At 47.4% G+C, this 22,301-nt stretch carries 20 protein-coding genes; 5 read left to right on the top strand and 15 right to left on the bottom strand.

Going from position 1 to position 22,301, the window contains the following annotated elements:
• Positions 1-91 precede the first annotated feature (91 nt).
• From L2082_RS06150 to L2082_RS06110, 9 genes are all read right to left on the bottom strand, one after another.
• Complete coding sequence (locus L2082_RS06150) at positions 92-667, bottom strand: hypothetical protein (RefSeq protein ID WP_446011230.1); 576 nt, start codon at positions 665-667, stop codon at positions 92-94.
• Positions 668-684: 17 nt separating this feature from the next.
• Positions 685-993, bottom strand: a complete 309-nt coding sequence (locus L2082_RS06145) for a BrnA antitoxin family protein (RefSeq protein WP_446011229.1) — start codon at positions 991-993, stop codon at positions 685-687.
• 81 nt (positions 994-1,074) lie between these two features.
• Positions 1,075-1,953 (bottom strand): SAM-dependent methyltransferase, encoded by an 879-nt coding sequence (locus L2082_RS06140; protein WP_446011228.1) that lies wholly within the window; start codon positions 1,951-1,953, stop codon positions 1,075-1,077.
• 177 nt (positions 1,954-2,130) lie between these two features.
• Complete coding sequence (locus tag L2082_RS06135) at positions 2,131-3,072, bottom strand: Rpn family recombination-promoting nuclease/putative transposase (protein WP_446011538.1); 942 nt, start codon at positions 3,070-3,072, stop codon at positions 2,131-2,133.
• 4 nt (positions 3,073-3,076) lie between these two features.
• Positions 3,077-3,850, bottom strand: a complete 774-nt coding sequence (trpA, locus tag L2082_RS06130) for a tryptophan synthase subunit alpha (protein WP_446011048.1) — start codon at positions 3,848-3,850, stop codon at positions 3,077-3,079.
• A 114-nt stretch (positions 3,851-3,964) separates the two neighbouring features.
• Positions 3,965-6,406: a DUF4838 domain-containing protein gene (locus L2082_RS06125; protein ID WP_446011537.1), complete on the bottom strand. Its 2,442-nt coding sequence runs from the start codon at positions 6,404-6,406 to the stop codon at positions 3,965-3,967.
• Between the two features lie 24 nt (positions 6,407-6,430).
• Positions 6,431-7,192, bottom strand: a complete 762-nt coding sequence (locus L2082_RS06120) for a YdcF family protein (RefSeq protein WP_446011536.1) — start codon at positions 7,190-7,192, stop codon at positions 6,431-6,433.
• Positions 7,182-7,790, bottom strand: a complete 609-nt coding sequence (locus L2082_RS06115) for a YdcF family protein (RefSeq protein WP_446009090.1) — start codon at positions 7,788-7,790, stop codon at positions 7,182-7,184. Before L2082_RS06115 ends, L2082_RS06120 begins: the two co-directional genes overlap by 11 nt.
• A gap of 19 nt (positions 7,791-7,809) precedes the next feature.
• The gene (locus L2082_RS06110) at positions 7,810-9,003 is read right to left on the bottom strand and encodes a nucleotidyltransferase domain-containing protein (protein WP_446009089.1); all 1,194 of its coding nucleotides are present in this window, start codon (positions 9,001-9,003) and stop codon (positions 7,810-7,812) included.
• A 282-nt stretch (positions 9,004-9,285) separates the two neighbouring features.
• Between L2082_RS06110 and L2082_RS06105 the strand changes: the two genes are divergently transcribed.
• Complete coding sequence (locus L2082_RS06105) at positions 9,286-11,979, top strand: valine--tRNA ligase (protein ID WP_446009088.1); 2,694 nt, start codon at positions 9,286-9,288, stop codon at positions 11,977-11,979.
• Positions 11,980-12,316: 337 nt separating this feature from the next.
• On the opposite strand, the gene L2082_RS06100 is transcribed toward L2082_RS06105, so the two are convergent.
• On the bottom strand, positions 12,317-12,667 hold the full coding sequence (locus L2082_RS06100) for a c-type cytochrome (RefSeq protein WP_446009087.1): 351 nt from the start codon (positions 12,665-12,667) through the stop codon (positions 12,317-12,319).
• Between the two features lie 389 nt (positions 12,668-13,056).
• On the bottom strand, positions 13,057-13,656 hold the full coding sequence (locus L2082_RS06095) for a TrmH family RNA methyltransferase (RefSeq protein ID WP_446009086.1): 600 nt from the start codon (positions 13,654-13,656) through the stop codon (positions 13,057-13,059).
• A 239-nt stretch (positions 13,657-13,895) separates the two neighbouring features.
• On the opposite strand from L2082_RS06095, the gene L2082_RS06090 reads away from it, so the two are divergent.
• From L2082_RS06090 to L2082_RS06075, 4 genes are all read left to right on the top strand, one after another.
• Positions 13,896-14,441 (top strand): TSCPD domain-containing protein, encoded by a 546-nt coding sequence (locus tag L2082_RS06090; protein ID WP_446009085.1) that lies wholly within the window; start codon positions 13,896-13,898, stop codon positions 14,439-14,441.
• An 89-nt stretch (positions 14,442-14,530) separates the two neighbouring features.
• Complete coding sequence (locus tag L2082_RS06085; RefSeq protein WP_446009084.1) at positions 14,531-16,975, top strand: EAL domain-containing protein; 2,445 nt, start codon at positions 14,531-14,533, stop codon at positions 16,973-16,975.
• Positions 16,976-17,535: 560 nt separating this feature from the next.
• On the top strand, positions 17,536-17,808 hold the full coding sequence (locus L2082_RS06080; protein ID WP_446009083.1) for a hypothetical protein: 273 nt from the start codon (positions 17,536-17,538) through the stop codon (positions 17,806-17,808).
• Between the two features lie 46 nt (positions 17,809-17,854).
• Positions 17,855-18,982 carry a glycosyltransferase gene (locus tag L2082_RS06075; protein WP_446009082.1) on the top strand — a complete coding sequence of 376 codons (1,128 nt, stop codon included), beginning with the start codon at positions 17,855-17,857 and terminating at the stop codon, positions 18,980-18,982.
• 68 nt (positions 18,983-19,050) lie between these two features.
• Here the strand turns inward: L2082_RS06075 and L2082_RS06070 are convergent, their stop codons facing one another.
• The 4 genes from L2082_RS06070 to L2082_RS06055 form a co-directional block, all read right to left on the bottom strand.
• The gene (locus L2082_RS06070; protein WP_446009081.1) at positions 19,051-19,341 is read right to left on the bottom strand and encodes a hypothetical protein; all 291 of its coding nucleotides are present in this window, start codon (positions 19,339-19,341) and stop codon (positions 19,051-19,053) included.
• Complete coding sequence (locus L2082_RS06065) at positions 19,341-21,125, bottom strand: Hsp70 family protein (RefSeq protein ID WP_446009080.1); 1,785 nt, start codon at positions 21,123-21,125, stop codon at positions 19,341-19,343. The genes L2082_RS06070 and L2082_RS06065 overlap by 1 nt, the downstream gene beginning before the upstream one ends.
• 107 nt (positions 21,126-21,232) lie before the next feature.
• On the bottom strand, positions 21,233-21,970 hold the full coding sequence (gene grpE / locus L2082_RS06060; protein WP_446011535.1) for a nucleotide exchange factor GrpE: 738 nt from the start codon (positions 21,968-21,970) through the stop codon (positions 21,233-21,235).
• A gap of 27 nt (positions 21,971-21,997) precedes the next feature.
• Positions 21,998-22,300 (bottom strand): J domain-containing protein, encoded by a 303-nt coding sequence (locus L2082_RS06055; protein ID WP_446010831.1) that lies wholly within the window; start codon positions 22,298-22,300, stop codon positions 21,998-22,000.
• Position 22,301: the final 1 nt, after the last annotated feature.

The raw sequence follows: 22,301 nt of genomic DNA, 5'->3' as shown, positions 1-22,301 counted from the left end.
GTTAACAGCTCTGGGTATACAACGTAACGGTAAGCTGATTAACGTGAGCCTGAGAGAGCCTCCAACCTGAGGGCTGTCGGGTTATTGCGCCTTATGTCCATTTTACAGAAAGGCTGTCAGGGGCCTGTATTAACTCAGCAAGATTTTTCTTTTCTTTAGAAAGTTGACAGTGCTGTTTTTCGCGATATTCATCCAACTCCTTATCGCCCTTGATCAGTTGCTCTATTGCAATGATCATATCATTTGAAAAATCATGCTCAGGAAATCGATACTGCAGACCCCATAATGAAACACAAACGGTACTATGCTCTGGGTAGCCTTGTTCGTAGAACCTTTTGATAGAAGAATATTTATCCCGAAATTCCGTGTATGGAATTTCCAGTTTACGATGTGCTTTTAACTCCTCATACAGAGAAACAAGTTTTTCTAGGGTCATAGAGGAGAAATTGGATTTGCAGAAATCTTTGATTCGATATTTTAGACTCTTTTGAACATCAAACTTGCCACTTTTTAATTGCTTACGCGGAAGACTGGAATAGTCAACTGTATCGGGCTCAAGAAATTCTTGCCAGGTTGATATTTCACCAAGTAAAAGCCTGCCAGCAGCACAAGCCAAATTGGCATTCCGTATGATCAAGGCTTCCTTATCCCGTCCTTTTGTTTTCATTTCAAGTCACTTGGAGATTAATGAGCATTACCAGCCGCTGCCAGCTCCTCTCTGATAATTTTTCGCAAAATTTCTTCAAAACCATTCTGTTCGGCAATATCCAGCCTGACGATTCTTTTCAAGGTCTCATTGATAAGATGATGGTAGCCCTGCTTTCCGCCCTTTGTTTTAAAATACCGGACAACCTCGGCATCAAGCGCAAGAGTGATGCGCTGTTTTTCTTCATCAGGTTCGAGGTTCCGACGCAAAACAGCCCGGTCGAAATCCGCCTGCGTCACTTGCGGGTATTCATCCGTAGAGGTTTTTGAAATAGAGTCTCTGTTCATGCTTATTTGCCCTCCGTATAGAGATTACCATACTCCGGGAAAATCAGGTGGCAGAATATCTTGCAAAACTCCTTTCACTCCTCAACCCGCTTTACGCGCCAAAAAAATACCATAACAGGAAATACTATCAGCAAAAAAATGAAATTGATCCCGTGTGGAATACCAATGATTCTTTGCCTGCTCAGAGCAAACACCAAGGCGATGCGACCAAGCCGCAACCGGATATACTACCTTGGCAACCTGATGCATTCGTAATGAGGTTGGCAAGATATTTTCCGTAATTTCATCAAAGCTGATATCCTCAAACCCGCTCTCTTCAAGATACCTGCCAAACTGATCCACGTTGAGCACATTCGGTACTGCCCAACCAAGCATCCAGCGATTCAGCATCTCCTGTTCATCTTCAGATAACTCTGCCTGTTGCAAAAAACCATCCGCAACAACCAGTCGTCCTCCCGGCTTAAGCAACCGTGCAGCCTCTTCAAGAAGTTTCTTCTTATCCAAAGCATAACAGCTGCTTTCCAGCACCCAGACCACATCAAAGGACACAGGATCAAGACAGGTATCACTGAAGTCTTTACAGAAAAATTGACAAAGATGATCAACATTATTTTTTCGGGCAAAACGCTCTGCCAGGGGAATATGCTGCTCGCAAAGCGTTACTCCGGTGACTCGGCACTTCATTGTTTTTGCCAGCCAGACCGCGCTGCCGCCAGTGCCGCAACCGGCGTCAAGAACAGTGTCTTCCACAGATATCCGGGCGGCTTTTGCCATAACAGCATTCATGCGCTCCAGAGCATCCCTATGATCCTTTCTTTGAACGCCTTCCCAATGCCCATCCTCCCAATACCCGTAGTGAATATTATTGGTTCCCAGCGAGTACATCTGATGAGGAAAGGTAAAGTTATTGTAATACTCAATAATGTTTTTGTTCATCACATCGTGAACAATCGCTGTCATGACTTCACTCCTGAATACATACTGGATCTCAGAGCCTTCCTGATATCTCAAATACTTAATACAAGCTATCCCCTTGCCAGAGCCTTATTCCCGGAAAGGCCGCTCACCCTCACTTATCCTTTGGCCAGCGAACGAATAAACGGCCCCACAGCCTCTGGCCCTTCTTTATTCATCAACTTAATCATCGCCATCCCCCTTTTTCAACCCCTGAAGCTCTTCAATCGATAACCCTGTAATCTCCGCAATTGCCTCTATATCCAAGCTCCCGGAAGCAAGCAGCTTGACCGCAACTTCTCTTTTCCCCTCAATTTGCCCTTCGGCCCTTCCTTCGGCCCTTCCTTCGGCCCTTCCTTTCTCCTTTCCTTTTCTTTCACCCTTGATGACCCCTATGGTATAGGATGATTCCACCATACTTGCCTGATAATGAAGATCATCCTGATATCTTTCATAGGCCAGACGCTCTTCTTCGGGAAGCTTCAATATATCCAGTTCCTGCTTGGCCTTCCTGATCCCCTTGGCCTTGAAATCCTCCCTGATCTCTTCGTTTTTCAGGAAATAGATCCACTCGTCAAGGCTGTCTTTAGCTATATCATCAAAGTTGTTCACTTTGATCAGATAATACTCCGGGAATATTTCATGAATTTTACTTTTCCCGTAGAGTTCCTGCTGCTCCTCGGAAAGTTGCAAGAGATCCTGAGAGTGAAGACCTTTGAACGCTGTTGTTCCGTGGTAAATATAATCGCTGCCTTGGCCCAGATCAAAATAGAGGATGTTTATGGAGATAACCTTGACTATCTCCGAGTACGCAGCACTTTTTTCGATATGTTCTGTTATAACTTTCGAGGTGCCGAACACTATCCTTTGGAGATAATCGAATTCCCGGTCGTACTGGACCTCAATGATGATAATCTCTTCTTTATCATTCTTTACTTTCAGATCCACCCTGTTAAACTTATCCTTGCTGTCCTCCTTGTTGCTTTCACTTTCGAGCAGCTCAAGAATACGTATATTTTCTCTGAGGAGTTCGCTGAGAAAACCTTCAAGTATCTCGAAGTTGGCTTTGCTCCTCAACAACTTCTTCATTGCCCAGTCAAAACTGATCAGTTTCCGTTTCGACATTTTATCACCCCCCAATAAGCGAACGAATAAACGGCCCCACCGCCTCTGGCCCTTCCTTATCCACCAATTTGATGGTCGCAGTCCCGATAACCGCCATATCCGCCTTGCCCTCCAGCAGGGCCACATCCTCACGGCTGCTGATCCCGAAGCCCACTGCAAGCGGCAGGTTCGTTGCCCGACGGCAACGCAGGAGATATTGCGAAAGGCCGTCGTCCATTGCGGTCTGCTTGCCCGTCACTCCCTTACGGGCCACGCAGTAGACAAACCCACTACCCTGCCCTGCCACCTCAGCCATGCGTTCGTCCGTTGAGGTCGGGGTAAAAAACATAATGGCCGCCATATCCTTTTCCCTGGCCAGACACAGATAGTCTTGCCCCTCTTCCGGCGGCAGGTCAGGAATAATAAAACCCTTCATGCCGATATCCGCTGCCCGGTCAATAAAGGTATTCAGGCCGTAGCGGAACACAATGTTGTAATAGGTCATAAAAAAGAAATGAACCTGAGGGAAATCCTCCACTATCTCCTTGGCAAAGGCAAAGCTATCCTCAACCCGAATCCCGGCAGCCAGAGCATCCTGGTTGGCCTTGAGGATCACCGGGCCGTCCGCCATAGGCTCGGAAAAGGGAATCTGGATCTCAATGCAATCCACCCCGTTTTCCGCCATCTGACGAATGACCTCCCGGTTGACCTCAAGTGATGGGTATCCCAGAACCAGATGGGTCATGAGAAGGATGGGCTTTTTTTCCAGTCGTTGCTGTAAATCCTGTTGTATATTCATGGTGCTGTCCTGAAAGTATATTTATAAAATTCCCGTTTGCAGGTGCGGAATTGTAGGGGCAGACCTGCGTGTCTGCCCGGCATAAGGGCGAACACACAGGTTCGCCCCTACTGGTCAACGCGCAGCGTAGATAAAAGGTCGGCGAAACATACCGGCAAAATGATGCCGACTGTTCAGCCGCAGGGCAAGGATATTCTTACCCTGTTTGATCTTGCCGGTCAAATCAACATCCCACTCAAAGCGGTAATCGTTGTTCCACCAGAGCGGATTCTGTTCACGGTGGGCCACTTCCTCGCCATTGACATAGAGCCAGCATTCGTTGAACAGACCGGGGAAACGGAGGTGCAGCTTCTTATCGACCTGCTCTGCCGGGATGTCCACCTCAATGCGATACCAGGCATAGCCAGTATAGCTCTGCCGATCTGGATTGCGCACCCCCTGGGCCTGCATGTACAGGTCTGTCCGCAGCATCTCCCATTCAGTCGCCGGGTAGTCCTTGAGCAGATCCAGAGTATAGGTTCCCCGGTTTGCCTGCCAGAAGGTCAAATCCACCGGCTCAGTGGCAAAATTCTTTTTCACCCCGATATTCTTCGGATCCCGCCGAAAGGCCCATTCCAGGGGCAGCTTGAGCACCAGTTTCCCCTTATCACCGTTCACCCATTGCTCCAGCTCACGGTATTGCCGAACCTCACCAGGCCACCAGGCATAGCCCTTGTTTTCCACCTTCATGCCCTTATAAGTGGTAAAGGTGCCGTTCATGGCCGTGAGTTTTTCCCGGATAACCAGGGCCTTTTCGCCAAGCTGCACCGCCTTTTTATAGTCAATATCAGAGGCCGCCGCCTTGACCATTGCCAGGTACAGGGTTGTAATATCACAGCTCATCCGGGTAAAGGCTATTCGATCAAGATAGAGCTGTTCATTACGGGAAAGCGATTTCTTTTTGCGCAACGGTTCAAGCAAGGTCTCTGCTTCTTTCATCCGCGCCTTCATGGTCTTGAGCAGGCCGGAGGTATAGATGGTCGGGGCAAGGAAATACTCGTGCTCGGTTACGATAGTTTGCTCCCAGGTCTGAAAGATGGCCTCCCAATATTCCCGCATCGGTTCAGCGGCCGGTCCATAGAATTTGGGATAAAACGCTGCCAGTTCAGCCTGGATATCCACATCCGGGTTCCACATCAGCTGCCCACGGAGATAAAGATTGAGAAAGGTGGTGGCAATGGCGTTGCGGGATTCCGTATGAATTCCCAGGATTCCGGCCTTGCGATAATGCTGCACATCCTGGACAAAGGCCTGATGGGAGGGATTGGGGAGATCGCGCCAAACCAGCATCCCCTGATCGTAATCATAGATCGCCAGCCGCCCATCCATCACCTCAGCCCATGTATAAACAAAATCCTTATACTCCTGCCGGGGCGGCGACTGGAGGGAATCCATACCGTGAATAGGATCAATATCAATGGGAGCCAGCTCACAGAACAGGGATTTCTCTGCCTTCATCTCCTGCACAGGAGGGATGGTCATATTGGTATAGGCAAGAAAACCGATCTTGGCCGGACTGTCCGGGTATTTTTTCTGAAGAGTGTCAGCCACATTATTATACAGCTCCAGAAAGGGATCAGTCATACTCCAACGGAGATAGTACTTATCCCATTGCAGTTTCATCAGCTTTTTATCACCAGGATAGGTAGACTCGTACACGCCGTCCTCCATACTCAAAGAAAAGCTCTCGCCAGCAGCGTACTTCTCTTCCACCTGCTTCACGATATGTTCAGCTGTTTCCGGGGCTGTCAAGGGGATACGAAAAATGTCCTTATTCAAATCCCGAACATACTTACCCAAAGCATGTCCAGTGGGCGGAAAATCACCTTTCCCCAAGGTCATGAAATTATGTCGCTGAAAATCTTCCATGCCTGTACGGTCTCCAAGCCAGGAAATCCAGTAGGATCGGATCTCAAAAGGCGGGGCATAAGTATAATTGAGTTCACCGATAGTCAGACGCGGCTTTTTGGGGATACATTCACCGAATTCCGTGGGCAGATACCATCGACAGCCCCAACGGCGCAGGAGTTCTATGACTGCATAATAATGGCTGAGATCGTTACTGCCAGCCAGATAGAGTCGATTATCTTTCCGTCGGAGGACAATGGCATCGCTGCGTAATAATCCTTGAACCGTGACTGGCTTTTGCAGGGCTGCAGCAAGAGACTTGTCCGCCTTTAATGCCTCCTGCCCGATAAGGAGAACAGGGTGTTTTCCCTGAAGAGCGGCGGCAATGGTCTCCGGGGTGTTGGCAATGGCCGGAGTGGCACCGGACATCATGCCGATATATTTCACCAGATCCTCAGCAGCCAAGAGTTCGTTAAGGCCAGCATTATCGGCAACCACAATAACAGCACTGGTCTTGCCTTTATCAGCAATGACTAACTCCTGTACGCTTTGCCCTTTTTTTTTCTTAGTTGCAGCAAAGGATTGCTCCGACCAGCCTGACCTCGTTCCAAAGACAATAAGGATCCCTAGGAGAAGCGCATGGAAGATCAACAAATATTTTCGATTCATCTCTCAATAGATGGTTTGCCTTTGTTAGTCTTTTACCGTCTCTGTCAGCAGATACACCCAATAGCCGATATACTCCTTAATGCCCTTGGTTGTCATCTCCAGTGCCCCGGCCTGGGGTAGCCAGTCCAGGAAAGAAGGAGCACGTTCGACCAATTGGTAATCTGTCGCTGCCGGGATTACAAACACTCCAATCCCGTTAAAAATCGCTTCAGCCCGCCGCATATGACTGGCCGAAGTCACCAGCAGGATATTTCTGATTCCTCTTTGCTGAAAAATCTCCTGGCAATACAGGGCATTCTGCTGAGTATTTCTGCTCTTGGTCTCCAGTAGCATCTTGTCTGCCGGGATATCCATGAGTTGCAGAATATCTGCCATATCCTCGGCTTCAGATCTATATCCTGGCGCATTACCGCCGGACAGGACAAGAAGAGGAGCCTTTTCTGCCTTAAAAAGACGGGCCGCATGGACAATCCTGTCAACTCCGCCACTGAGATCGGTCAGGCCGTTTCCGGGAACCATTCCCCGAGTGACACCACCCAAGACAACAATCGCCTCAGCCTTGGGCGTATCCTGAACAGCAACCGGTGGATAGTGTCGCTCCAGAGAATGCATGACCAACTCAGCAGTCTTTTGTGTAGAAGCCCCCCAAAGAACAATGACGGACAGCAATAAGGTCAATCCGGCAATCCATTTTCTGTTGCCCCGCAAAAAAATAAAGGAAACAACAATAAGACCGATCCCCATGCCCAGAGGATAAACAGGCAGGGGAAGCAGTTTAGTCAGCAAGTATCTCATAATGTCGTACTAATATAATGAAGGTTTTAGTCATTTCTGTCCAGATTGTCTTGAGCGTTTTGTCATCCTGCCACCATTGTTCATTCGGTGCCAGTCGGTGGCCAAAGGCCCCGGAACTGACCACGCGAACCTGAACTTCACTTCTGGCAAATTGATGTTTAAAAATCAAGGAAGCCCTACGGGTATGATAGGGGTCTGTCACAACAAGCATCTTTTCTATGTTATGATCAAGGCTGTATTGCTCTGTTATTTCCGCATCAGTAAAGGTATTCTGTGAACCTTCCAGAATGGTTATTTTTCCTGTTGTTGCGCAGTCCGGGCAGAGCCGCTGTAACATGGCTGCCCAGTCACGCTTTGCTCTATCCACCAGGACCAGATGGTTAACAAACCCGGATTCATACAACGATAACCCCTTGCGAAGACGACTTCCTCCGCCTCCACCAAGCACAACAGCAATATCCGCCTGCGTGACTGGCTCATCCACAACAAGCAGAAAAGGGGCATAGCGCATAAATACTCCCCCGCTGACCATAATCAGCACAGCACCACACAACATACCAAGGAAAAAAGCAGGTAGTCGAGCTTTCAACTCATGTCCTCTTTCTCTGCTATTTACGGAAAAAAATAATCAGCCCTTCAGCAACACGCCGGATGTATAACCAGGGCAAAAAAAGCTTGTTTTCTTTGTGATAACGCCAGAGCATAAACTTTGGTGGGGGAAAAAAATTTTGCACAACATACAACAAACGCTTCTGCCAGGTGGACAAGCCCTGAAGTTCAAGCAATGCCTGTTTTTTAACACCATCATTTCTGCTGCTTCCTAAAAGATGGGCAAAGGCCTCCTGAGTGTTTCCAGAGGTGTTTTTTTCGTACAGGATAGTCTGGAGGCTTTCAGGGCAGACCGTGCCAAACCAGTACTGCGCTGTTTTTAGGGCATCAACACAAAGTGAAATAATCTGAAGTTCTTTAATCCGCTGAGAAAACCGCATGCCCTCTTGTTCTGTCAAGGCCTGAAACAGCAAATGAATATCATACAACCAGATCAACCGATCACCGCTATGGGAAAAATGACCGGCCCGATGAAAGCAGGCAAAGATTAACGCATCAACCTTAGTCAAGGTGTGGGCATTTTCTCCCAAAATTGGAATAGCCTCAGCTTGTTCAAAAATTTTTCCGTTAGCAAACTCCTGACTGAACTGACGATTGCAATTACTCACCTGCCAGTGAATATCATAGCAGCATCTTATCCCTTGCTCGCTTTTTCGGGCATAACTCATCTGGGTGTTGATATAATCCACCTGTGCTTCATGAAGAGGAGCATAACCTGATTCCTGCATCAGGCTCGCTGTTTTTTCACGATCTTGTGCCAGGATAAGCAGGTCAGTATCACATCTCGGGCGCAGGCCAGGTTCTGGATACAGGATATAGGATAACGGCGTCCCTTTCAGGAGAAGTGGGTTGATACCACGGTCTGCAAAAGTGGCCAGCAACTGTCGAAGATCCAGTTCAGTGACCATTTCAACGGCACTCTGCTGTAAAGATAACTCTCTCAGTCGCTGAACAAGAGATTGCGGCCAAGTGGTTCCTGGCTCTCCTGCTACTTTCCGAAACAGAAGCGGTGCCATTCCCTGAGTGACAACGTCCTGAAAAAAAATCTCCTCTGAAAACGTTTCTTGAGCAGTTTCATGAACAGGCCAATGCACTGTCTCTTCACAAAATACCCGGCGCAAGAGTTCACCACTCTCTGGATGCAATCCCCGAACAGTCACCCTTCTTTTCTCCTCCGAGCTAGGCCTGCTCAATTTTTTCTGCTTATAACCTTTCATATACCCAAGCAGTATACTGTATCCCGCAGATGACTCAAGATATTTCCCCAGAGACTGAGAGTACGTTCTTTTTCAGAACAAAAAACGGTATTCCTTGAACCCTCCTGCGCAGTGTTATATACTAGCTGCTTTACATTTACTTGACATTATCCTCAATTTTTCCTCATTCGTAATCATTGCTAATGAGGCATTGAGCCATTTGAGCAATCTTCATGTTTCGTTATCCCTCCCCAAGAGAAGGGATCGGAGTTACCTATTATGACAGAAAAAAATATCCCGGCACAGCCTTCCGCCAAATACGATTTGCCCAAAGCCTACGAGTTTGAGGAAGCCGAACAACGCTGGTACGAATACTGGTTGGAACATAAAACCTTTAGCGCGGAAATGGCAGAGGGTAAGGATGCTTTCTCCATCGTTATTCCCCCGCCCAATGTCACCGGCGTGCTCCATATTGGCCATGCCCTGAACAACACCCTGCAGGATCTGCTGACCCGGTATCACCGGATGAAGGGCGACAACACCCTCTGGGTGCCAGGTACAGACCACGCCGGTATTGCCACCCAAAACGTGGTGGAACGCCAGCTGGCCACAGAAAAAATGACTCGTCATGATCTGGGCCGGGATAAATTCATCGAACGCGTTTGGCAATGGAAAACCGATAAAGGCGGCACCATTATCAATCAGCTCAAACGGATGGGAGCCTCCTGCGATTGGGATCGGGAGCGTTTTACGATGGATGAGGGCTTATCCAAAGCCGTGCGCGAGGTCTTTGTCCGTCTCTATGATGAAGGGTTGATCTACAAGGGCGATTATATCGTCAACTGGTGCCCGCGCTGTCATACCGCCTTGGCTGATGATGAGGTGGAACATGATCCCACCAAGGGCAAACTTTATCATCTCCGCTATCCCTATGCGGACGGGTCTGGATCTGTGATCATCGCCACGACCCGGCCGGAGACCATGCTCGGCGATACAGCCGTGGCTGTCCATCCAGATGACGAACGCTATGCCGGCCTTCAGGAGATCGGTATTCGTCTGCCTATTGTTGATCGGGTTATCCCGGTGGTTCTAGATCATCATGTCCAACGGGAGTTCGGAACCGGTGCCCTCAAGGTCACGCCTGCCCATGACCGGGACGACTACGAGATCGGTCTGCGCCATAATTTGGAACGAATTAAGATCATGGATGACCACGGCATCATGAATGATCAGGCTGGCAAGTATGCTGGTATGGATCGTTTTGCCTGCCGTGAGCAGATCGTCAAGGATCTGAATGAGATGAGTTTTCTTGACAAGATCGAAGACTATGACCATGCTGTGGGTAAGTGCTACCGCTGCGCCACCGTGGTTGAGCCCACCACCTCCAAGCAATGGTTTGTCTCGGTACGGCCCTTGGCGGACAAGGCTGTGGCGGCGGTGCGGGAGGAACGAATCAAGCTCTACCCGGATACCTGGTACAATACCTTTTACTCCTGGATGGACAATATCCGCGACTGGTGTATCTCCCGTCAGATCTGGTGGGGACATCGTATCCCGGCCTGGACCTGTAAGGAATGCGGCAAACTCATAGTAGCCCTAGAGGCACCGGATGCCTGTCTTATCTGCGGCAGTTCGGATCTTGAGCAGGAAACCGATGTCCTGGACACCTGGTTTTCCTCAGCCCTGTGGCCCTTTTCCACTCTGGGCTGGCCTGAACAAACTAAGGAGCTCGCCACCTTCTACCCCACCTCAGTCCTGATCACCAGCTTTGATATCCTCTTCTTCTGGGTGGCCCGGATGATGATGATGGGCCTACACTTTATGGACGAAGTTCCTTTCCGGGATGTCTATCTCCATGCTCTGGTGCGGGATAAGCACGGTAAGAAGATGTCCAAATCCACCGGTAACGTGATTGATCCCGTGGATACGATTGCCCAGTACGGAACTGATGCCTTCCGCTTCACCCTGACCGCCTTTGCCGCCCAAGGGCGCGAAATCAAGATGGACGAGGAGCGCATTGACGGCTACCGCCGCTTTATCAATAAGCTCTGGAATGCAGCCCGTTTTGCTCAGATGCACATCAAAAACAGCGATCCGGGGATTGTCGCCGCAGCAGATAAACCTGTTGACCTCGCCCTGCCCCACCGTTGGATACTCAGTCGCACGGATGCGACCATCCGCGACGTGCGCAAGGCCCTGGACGGTTACGATTTCAACCTGATTGCCTCAGCTCTTTATCAATTTACCTGGCATGAATTCTGCGACTGGTATGTGGAGTGGATCAAGAGGGATCTGTTCTCTGATGATGAGACCAAACGCGAGCAGGCCAGAGGGGTACTCCTCTGCGTGTTGGAAAACATCCTGAAAATGCTCCATCCTATCTGTCCCTTTGTGACCGAGGAGATCTGGAGTCAGCTGCCCGGTGAGCGCGGTACAGTTATGCTGGAGCCTTTCCCGGAGGCCAACCCAGCCTGGCAGGATGCCGAGGCAGAACAGTCCATGCAGCTCTTGATGGATGTCATTTCAGCCGTTCGTACTATCCGCTCTGAGGCGGATGTACATCCCACAATGAAAGTACAGGCCTCGGTGATCTGTGCTGATGCGGCGCAACGGGAACTGCTCAGTTCCTTCAGCGATGCGCTCGGCTCCATGACCCGCGCTGAATCGTTGGAGATCATGGAGTCCGGCACAGTACCGGACGATGCCGGACATGTCCTCACCGACAGCGGGGTGGAGGTCTTTGTGCCGCTCAAGGATCTGATTGACGTGGAAGCGGAGCTGGACAAACTGGCCCGTGAACGCAAGAAGATTGAGCAGGAGCTGAAGCGGGTGCAGGGTAAACTGGGCAACGAGAAGTTCCTGAATAATGCTCCGGCAGCGGTGGTGGACAAGGAACGGGCCAAACAGGAGGAGCTGGAGACTCGATTGGCGAAGAATGAGGAGTCCAAGGCGAGATTGATGAAACTCGGCTAACGAGCCGTCAGTTAAAAAGAGCTCCCCTGATTTTAATCAGCGGGGGCTTTTTTAATTTGCACTCATACACCATTCCCCCAAAAAAAAGATATCTAGATATTGCCTGCAAACGCTGTTGGTTACCTCACAAAAGCCTAAAAAGGTTCAGCAATCGACAAAAAAGCTTAAAATAAAAAAGGATGGAAGTCCTGATTCGGTAGGCAGGGCATGTAGAAAAAACGGGGAGGAAAACCGTTGAAAAAATAAAGGGCAGACGAGAAACTGTCTGCCCTTAGGCGTGTTGAATGCATGAACGAACACATATCAAACACGGTATGTTATAAACTACAGGAAAAAACTACTCCGCTGCTGCTGGAGCTTCTTCTTCTTCTGCTGGAGCTGCCTGAGTCTTAATCCACTCAGCCATTGCCAAAGCATCTTCGTCGCTCACATTAGCCTGAGGAGGCATTGGCATAGCTATCCCCTCATACTTTTCACTTTTACCGCCTTCTTTGATGAATTTGGCCAAATCTTCTGCTGAAGTGTCAGCATTTGCTTTTGCAATATCTGCTACACTCGGGCCCATAGCCTTTTCGGCCATTTTATGACAGACCATGCAGTTATTACTTTTTAAAAGTTCTTCACTTGCAAAAGCAGAACCAGCAACCAGCAGAGATGCAACAGTAAGGGCAACGACACATGACTTCATGATTTTCTCCTTCTTAAATTGAGATAAGTTAAAATATACAACCTGCAATATAAAATCAGCCCTTCACAGCTCTTTTTATGAGATACCTTTCCTGGAGGCTCATTTTAACTGAGGGGCATAAATTTCCGAGTAATATTTCTAAGTAACATATGATGTGTACGTCGCTGTTACTTCGAGGTTTGGCCCCGGTCACAGACCGTGGGGAACGCTTTTAATGAACTCTAGAGGATTAATACATACTTACCCTATAGTCAAGTAAAAAAAGCAGCCTCCTATTTCACCAAGCTCAATCGTAGCCACTCATAAAATGAAAGCGTAAGAACACCTGGACGCACCAACAAACTCTATCAAGCTGAAAAAACGTTTTTTTTGAGTCACTATTTGTTTTTTTACCTTCCACCTGTTTCTGGACAGAAATTCACTCCAGCCTCTTTTTGTGGCAGCCCCTCAGAGATTGGCCTACCGTACTGCCGAATGTACTCATACATCACAATAGACGCCGCTACACTGACGTTCAGGCTCTGGACATGCCCCCATTGCGGAATTGAGATCGTTTCAATATCGGGATACATTGATTTATCAAAACTGATACCAAACTCCTCGTGTCCCATGACAAAGGCTGATTTCTTTGCCAACGAGCAACTTCCCAGCAACTTGGAACGACCAGGTTCAAACACAGTACACACATATCTCTTTTCTTTTAGGTACTGATAACAGGAAGAAAAATCTTCATGATGATAAAACGGCACCCAGCGCACAGAGCCCTTAGCTGAATCTGGATTAAATGCACTTACCCCCACCAGATGAATCTCACGGGCTCCAAAGGCATCTGCTGTTCTAAAAATCTTACCGATATTAAAATCCGGTTTAAGTCCATCCAATACAAGGATGTACTCATGCACCCCAGGAGTTGCACTGATAAGGTTTTTTCGTCGTACCTGTTCATAACGGACTGCAATGTCAAATCGTTTATTATAGCGTCGCGCCATACTTCATTCTTCTCCTCCGGCCATTTTTTATTCTAAGCCGGGTCATTGATAAAAAATATTCATGCCAAAATTTTTGACTCGTTTCTAAAACCCATGCAATTTACCATTTCTTCAAACTTCCCAAATAGTTTTTTTCTTCCTTCTCGTCTCTTTTGCAGAACTACAGTTGTTCTTTTTGCCGACACGTTGTACTCTAAGAAAGAAAGTCTAATTAACAGAGTGAGTTCAAAGGAGGCCATGTGGATGTAGAAAAAATATTATCCCCCTGCTGTCAATTATGTGGAGCCGAAGAACCAACAGTAGGAATATTCGAATTTCAGGCATGTTCAGCCTGTTGCTCTCTTGTAGAAGCACTTAAAAACAATCCTGCTCTTGTAGAAAAGATATTACCACACATCCATAATTATAATACCCTCGACTCCGCCAACGGAACTTTTGTAACCAAGGCCGCAGACCCGGTACTCTCTGATGTATTGGACGGTAAACGCTACCGAACCATTGATCGTGATCATAATAAATGGTACCTCTCGGTCAGTGAAGTTGATGGTCAGCCAGTGGAAGTCTTTGCCTCAACAGCCTTTGATCGTGACCATGAGTTACAATCGCGTATATCAAACCTCACAACAATAACCCGGCTAATATCCTTGATTCTTCGCCATATCTTCCTGGGAGAGAAAATAACCCTGGAAAAATGCCTGAAACAAATTCAACGAAGTTCTCGTAATAAGAACGACCTGCCAGACATGTTGTATCGTGTTTTGAATCGTTACACCAAAGCCACATAACGCCAACTCCTCTTGCGCCCAAAAACTGACCACAACATTTACAATGGCACAAGATTTTTTTGACAAAAAACAAGTAACGTACGTTCCCCATGATTCTCTTTTGTGAAGAATGCGGTCAGCGAAACACCATCACTCTGACCCCCGCTCTGATTGAAAACAATAGCTTTACCTGTCAATTTTGCGGTTTTCATAGCCCGTTTCCTTTTCTTGATCAGAAACGACAAAGCACTGGCAGCAATCCCGGCATTACATGGGATCCAGAAGTAGTGCGTTTAGAGCCGGAACGCATCAACCAGGAACAACAAATCCAGCTGGTCTTTACAGTCAAAGATACTCCGTCCCCAGAGCTCACAGTAGAACCTTTTCAGGAAGTTGCTGACCTGATTTCAGTCCAAAAAACATCCAAAAATACCTTTACAGTAAATATTAACCCTCTGAAAAATGATGACAGATTTTCTCCAGGATATAATGATGTTAGTCTTATTTACTGCGAAGAACACCTTATGAGCTGGGGCACAATAAATATTGTTTACGAAGAAGAGCAACCAGACACTTCGGTTGAAGAAAGCACAACAACAGATTCTGAACAAAAGTCAACAGCATCCCCTTCTACAAAGACAGTGTTGCCAGAAGCAGGAAAGGACACAGCAATCCTGCAGCAACAATTAGCTGAGTATAAAACCCAGCTTCATCAGGCCAAAACCAACGCATTCAGGCTCCAGAAAGAGTTATCTATTCGTCGTCAGGTCATGGATAATCAGGACTGTGGTATCCTGTTTATTAATCTTGAACAACGCATCGTTTATGCTAACCCTGTTTTCCTCAAACGAACTGGCTATAGCTTAAAAGCCATTCAGGCGAAACGAATTGATCAGGTCATCCGATTGGTGGATTCCGAATACTCAGTCAAGGAGGCAATGAAACAGTCTATACATCAGGATAAATGGGAAGCCAGGGCTTTTCTGAAAGATGCTATTCGCCAGGGTAATTGGCAGGGGCGGCAAGGTAAAGATGAGATTGACCAGGCTGAAGAAAAACCCTCTATTATCTCTTTTAAATATTCAGATGGTCAGGAAGAAGGCCAGGAAAAAGGATTTATCTGTCTCTTATATTTGGATGAGCCTCTCAGCCGATCTTCACCGCTGAAATGGGATTCGCAGAATACATCTGCTGATCATCTCTCCACCGAAATCACCCATGATTCACTAACCGGTCTTATTGATCGGCCTTCCTTTCAGCAATATCTGGAAGATGCAATACATGCCGCCCATGAAGATGACAGCAGAATAGGCTTGGTCTACATTGACCTGGACCATTTTAAACGCATCAATCAAATCTTTGGTCCTGGCTTTGGTGATAAGATACTCTGTAGTGTTTCCACCATACTCCAGCAATGCGCAAAAGATGCAGGTGCTGCCCATGTTGCCCGCCTGAGCGGTGATGAATTTGCAATCATCCTTCCACCTCCTGCAAACAAGGAGGATACTGAAAAGCTATCAAAAAATATTATGCAGCGATTCCGCACCCCGTTGAATAATGAGTCCCGTGCTATTCTTATCCGGCCCAGTGTTGGAATCAGTATGTTTCCAGAGGACGGGGACACGCCATTGGATATCCTGCGCAATGCAGATACAGCTATGGAGGCAGCCAAGAGTGAAGGAGGTAACAGGATCCGTGCCTGGAACTCTGGTATGAAAATTCAGGCTGCACAAAGTCTATACCTGGAAAATGATCTTCGTCAGGCCGTGGCTGATGATGCCCTGATTAATTTCTATCAACCGCAAATTAGTCTGGTTGATGGTTCCATCTCTGGAATGGAGGCCCTGGCCCGCTGGATTCATCCTGTCAAAGGTCTGGTTTCTCCGGCAGCCTTTATCCCCATTGCTGAAAATACCGGGTTGATTGAAAAATTGGGTATTGACCTGGTCCGTCAAGCCTGTTTACAAGGGAAAAAATGGCGGGACATGGGTTTTCGAAAATTCATCATGGCTGTTAATATCTCAGGCCGTTTGCTCCGACGTCAGGATCTGTTCTACCAAATCATGAGTTGCATAGAAAGTACTGGTTTTCCTCCAGAATCACTAGAGGTTGAATTTACAGAAGGCGTGCTTATTGAAAATATAGATTTCACTGTTGACCTGATCAGCAAACTGCGGGCAGAGGGCATCAAGTTAGCAATTGACGATTTCGGGACAGGGTATTCTTCACTGAGCTATTTACAGCATCTCCAGGTCGATAAAATAAAAATTGATCGTTCCTTTATCACTAATGTTACCACCAATAACACAGATGCGGCTATCACTCTGGGTATCATTGCCATTGCCCAAAATCTGAATTTCAAAGTTATTGCCGAAGGCATAGAAACAGAGGAACATCTGTTCTTCCTGCAAAGAAACAAGTGTCATGAAGGGCAAGGCTTTCTTTTTAGCCCTCCTATCCCTGAAAAAGAAATGACAGGGTTATTGCTACGCGATTGCAGTGTTGCACTGAATCATAAACGAATGATTGATAAATTTTATTCCATTAAAGCATAATTTTTTTATTGTCCTGATTGAAAAACTGGGGTACTCCTCATTACTGAGACCTTTATATCACTTATTTTTAAACACAGGAGGAAGTATGAAATCTATTTTTGCGGTTAGTTTTTTTGTCACACTCTTGTTCCCAGCAGGGACAGCATTTTCTTACCAATGCGATATACCCGCACCACCACCTCAAGTCCAGCCTTGTTCTCTCGGCCAACAAAAACAATGCAAAGAACCACAGTGCAGGCAACATTATCGTAGCGGGAAGAAATGCAATTGCAATAAACGTGCGAGATGCACTACGCAGAAAAAACCGTGCAGAGAAAAGATTGTTCGCAAGGACAGTTACCAATGCAAGACATGCAAGACGACATGTAGCACTACAACAGAGCAGATTAACATGGTGCAATGCAGACTCTGTGGTACTCGGTACCCTAAAGGAGTTGATCATTACTGCAATAAGGTACCGTGCAAATCATGTGGTCAAATATATCCCCGAGGCGTTGAGCATCGTTGTGGCATGAAGCAATGCAGAACATGCGGCACACAGTATAAAAAGAAAAAACAACATGATTGTGGCGAAATTCGCTGCCAATCCTGCGGAGTCTCTTACCACCCACGTTTTGAACATCACTGTCGAACGCGCCAACAACAAAACAATGACTGTTCGCAAGGCAAACAATGCTCAACCCAACAAGGCTGTAGTATCACCCATAAAGAAGCAAGAGAAACCCGATGGCATAAGTGGTTTAAAAATCAAAGTTAGACAGAAAAAAATGAACTCTCCATGCTCTTGCTCATCCTGCCCCCTTCAGGGGCGGGATAATAACGCATCTCACTAAAATCAGTTCTACTGCAAAAAGCACTCGTTTCAGGGTGGCTTCACTTATGCACAATCATCGAGATAAAGCTTCAGCTGCGCCCCTGCTCTCTGTCGTGGTTCCCTGCTATAATGAAGTTGATAATGTAGAGGAACTTACCCATCGCCTGACCAAGGCTCTTCAAGGAATTGCCTGGGAAGTCATTTTTGTGGATGATGATTCCCCGGATAAAACTAGCCGGAAGGTTGCAGATATGGCCTTTCAAAATCCTCGTGTTCGCCTTATTCATCGCATTGATCGGCGGGGACTTACGTCTGCCTGTGTGGAAGGTATGCTCTCATCTTCTGCTCCCTATCTCGCAGTGATGGATGCAGATCTTCAGCATGATGAGACCCTGTTGCCAGAGATGTTGACAGCCCTGCGCAGCCAGCAACTTGACATAGTGGTGGGCAGTCGATATACAGATGGAGGCGGCATTGGTGGCTGGGATACCAAAAGAGCTGCTTACAGCCGCTTTGCGACCCGCATCAGCCGTTATTTTACCCGCACTGAGCTGACTGACCCCATGAGTGGTTTTTTTATGATTCGACGGGAAGCCCTGATGCAACGTGTTCGCAGGCTATCCGGCATAGGTTTTAAGATCCTGCTGGATCTTTTTGCCTCCTCCCCAACGCCCATGCGTTTTTTAGAGCTTCCTTATACCTTTAAAGAACGCAATGCTGGTGAAAGTAAGCTGGATAATCGGGCCTTACTTGAATTTGCAATGCTGTTGCTGGATAAGTGGATCGGACACCTGATCCCGGTTCGTTTTGTGGCCTTTACTCTGGTGGGCGGCATTGGTGTGTTTGTCCATTTTCTGGTGTTGCTCCTTGTCTTTCGCATAACCGGAGCCTCTTTTATGCTGGGGCAGACCTTTGCCACCTTGACTGCAATGACCACCAACTTTCTTCTGAATAACTTCTTCACTTATAACGATGTTCAGCTTAAGGGCAGGAAGTTACTGACAGGCTGGTTTTCCTTTACCTTGGTTTGTGGGATAGGGGCAGCAGCCAATGTAGGGATCTCCTCGTTGCTCTTTCAGCGACAGACCAACTGGATACTTTCAGCCCTGGCAGGAATAGGCGTCAGTTCAGTTTGGAACTATGCTGTCACTGCGGTATACACCTGGCGAGCACCTTCTCTTGGAACCAAATAAAACAAATAAAAAATTACAGGGAGCCCCCACAAGCCTCGCAATACAAAAGGTAAATCCCCCATAACTCCTTATTGCCTTTGCCATATCAAATCCTCTGCAGCTATTTTTTCCTCCAAAACCAAGGTATCAATAAACCCAAGGAGTTTTGCACCAAATTCGGTGCGATGCAGTTTCTCAGAGCACTCACAAAGCAGCCGGGCTTTGTGGAGATTACCGACCTTCAGCTGTTGTACAGCCTGAATCATTGTGAACTCAGCCTGTTTTTCCAGAGCAAGAAGATCGGTCAGGTCAGATTTACAACGTCGGCAAACAGGCATGCCCTTAAACCAGGCCCGGCAGACAGGACAACGTTCCATCATTATGATTCCAGATAAAAAATCACCTCATTTAACTCATGCATGGATTCGCCGAGCCGTGCCCCATCCGCTACTTTCAGGGCATCACGAATCGCCTCCACCAATTCGACCAGTTCTTCCTGATCTTCGGTTTCTACGTCGTCCATCAGGGCTTCTGCTTTCTTGATCAATGCCTCAGCCTCAACAGCTTCTTTGGCGTCCTCACCTTGTTTTGTCTCTTCTTGGTTCTCCTCGTCAACCACAACATATTCACCATCAATATCATAATCAGACTGGCTGCTGAACAATTCACCGATCTTGCCACGGGCCTTGTCCATTTCTTTTTTATCCAGCTTGGCCATGGCATTATCAATTTCTATCTTCTTTGATTTGCCAGTACATTTTTCAATGGCCGTGACATGGAGGATGCCGTTCTTATCCAACTCAAAGGTATCAATTATTTCATTGCCTTCAGGTTTCCGGGAAAGGCCAGTGATCATAAATTCGCCGATCAGAATATTTTCACTGGGAACCGTGCTTTCTCCTTGATACACTTCAATCTGTACTTTTTCCTGGTTATCATGCACGGTATAAAAGACTTCACTCTTTTTCACCGGGATAGGAGAATTCTTTTTGATCAGCGGCACACAGACCATATCGTAGGACATGGATTGCATATTGACTTGCAGAGAAGCTGTAGAAAAGGTGTAGGGTGTAATATCAACCAGCACTGTGGAAACCTCCTCCCCGCTGATCATACCAGCCTGTACAGCTGCACCAGCTGCAACACAGAGATCAGGATCAATCTCGCAATGGGGAACAAGACCGATCTCTTTTTCAAAATATTGCTGCACCAAAGGGGTACGGGATGAACCACCGACCAAGAGTACCTCCTCAATATCAGAAGCGGTCAGGTTTGCCCCTTTCAGCGCAATATGCACAGCTTCCATGCTTTCCTCAATAAAAGGCGTGATCATCTCTTCATATTCTTCCCGGCTGATCTCCAGATCAAGATGGACCGGTACCCCATCTTTTTCAAAGAGATACTCTTCTTTTACCGTAACAAAAGGGTTGTCCGAAAGGGTGATCTTGGCCTGTTCTGCTGCCCGGCTTATCCGCGCCTCAGCCTCAGGAGCCAGGGATATCTCGCCGTGCTCTTCCTTGAGATGTTCAAGCAGGTGTTCAACGATCTTGCGGTCAAAATCATCACCGCCCAAATGGTTGTTGCCGTGGCTGGCAATGACTTCAATCACACCGTCCTCAATACCGACCACCGAGACATCAAAGGTGCCGCCCCCCAGATCATAGACCATGATCGTCTTGCCCACATGGGCATCGCCTTCATAGGCCAAGGCAGCAGCAGTGGGCTCATTAATCATCTTAACCACTTCCAGACCAGCGATTTCTCCGGCCTCTCTGGTTGCCTGCCGCTGGACATCGGAAAAATAGGCAGGCACAGTGATTACGGCCTTTTCAACCTTTTGCTTGAGCTGTTTTTCAGCAATTTCTTTGAGTGACTTGAGAATAATGGCGGAAATTTCCTGGGGAGAATACTCTTTTCCTGCCATCTCGACCTGGTCACCACTTCCCATCAAGCGCTTGACTGATTTAATCGTCCGCTCCGGGTAAACTGCATACTGGTTGCGGGCTGCTTCACCAACCAGCAAAGCACCGTCCTGATCAATTCCCACATACGAAGGCAGGATCACGCTGTTCTGGTTTTTCAGCAGGACAGGATGGGCGTCCTGAACAACAGCCACTTCTGAGTTGGTGGTTCCAAGGTCAATACCAATAATTATCTCATTCATTGTTCAATCTCATTAGTCTTTACACCCCTTTTTTTTAGAGGGGGAAATATTTATAGCTTCAGGAATTTTTACAAAATAGTAGGACTGTAAAAGTAAGGGGCTTTGTGTTAACCCCCTTGTTCTAAGCGGTTTACCCGAACATCAGCCAAACGCAGAATCCTGTCCTCCTCTTGAAAACCTGTCCGTACCTCAGCACTTACTACTCCATCAGCAAGGTCCGGCAGGGTGTCTGTACCCACGGCCCGCATGCTATGCGGATCAAAACGTTGATCAAGGGCTGCAACAGGGGTAATATCCCAGGCCAGCAACAGACCGAGGATCCTGTCCAGCAGCATCTGCTGTCCAGCTCGCATAGAGGCAATCATATCCTGTTCCCGCTGCAGTCTTTCTGCCCTTTTCCTCTGTCTTTCCCTCTGTTCTTGTTCTTCTTTCCTCATCTGACGACGTGACCAATAGATCTTTCTCTTTTTCCCCTCTGGTTGCGGCTCAGATTCACGAGGTTCCGGCAAGGCACGGATGGATGCGTGAATACGGTCATAGAGATCAATTATGCCGTCCAACAGAGGGGCGAGTTCAGGCCCGTCTTGTTCCGCATCCCCGCAAAGATCATTTTCTTCATGCGCTTGCAAGGCATCCTGCATCTCGACAAATCCCTGTTTTATATGCCGGGATTCAATCTTAACCTCATTTTTCAGGGCCTTAATTTCACTGTACAGGGAAAATAAATCCAGTTTGTCTGCCGGTTGCCCATTATCATCGGATACAGCTGCCAGATAATCACGAAACCTGCTCACTAATTCTTCTGCCCTGCCTGTCTCCATCTCCGCTGTTCTGTCTATCGCCATATGTTGCACTAATTATTACACTGCTATCTATATTTGCCGTACTCCCAGAGCAAGCAACTCCTGCAGGGTCTGTTCATCAGGCCGGTTCTTTGTCGAGACCTTGCTGAGTTCCCGAATCAATTCTTCGGGTTCCGGTAAGGTCTTGTCAAACAGCTCCAGAGCTGCACGATCTTTTTTCGTCTTTATCTTTTCATAGGCATGGCGGATTCGTTGAAAATCTTCAGGAAACCGTTCAGGGGAAAATTGCTTCACCATGAGCAGATACCCCTGTTTGACAGTTTCGTCGTTACAATCTTTTGATATGCCTAAGATTTCATAAGGTGTTTTCATA

The organism is Candidatus Electrothrix sp. (genome assembly GCF_052785085.1).
This window is presented reverse-complemented; position numbering and strand designations above follow the sequence as displayed.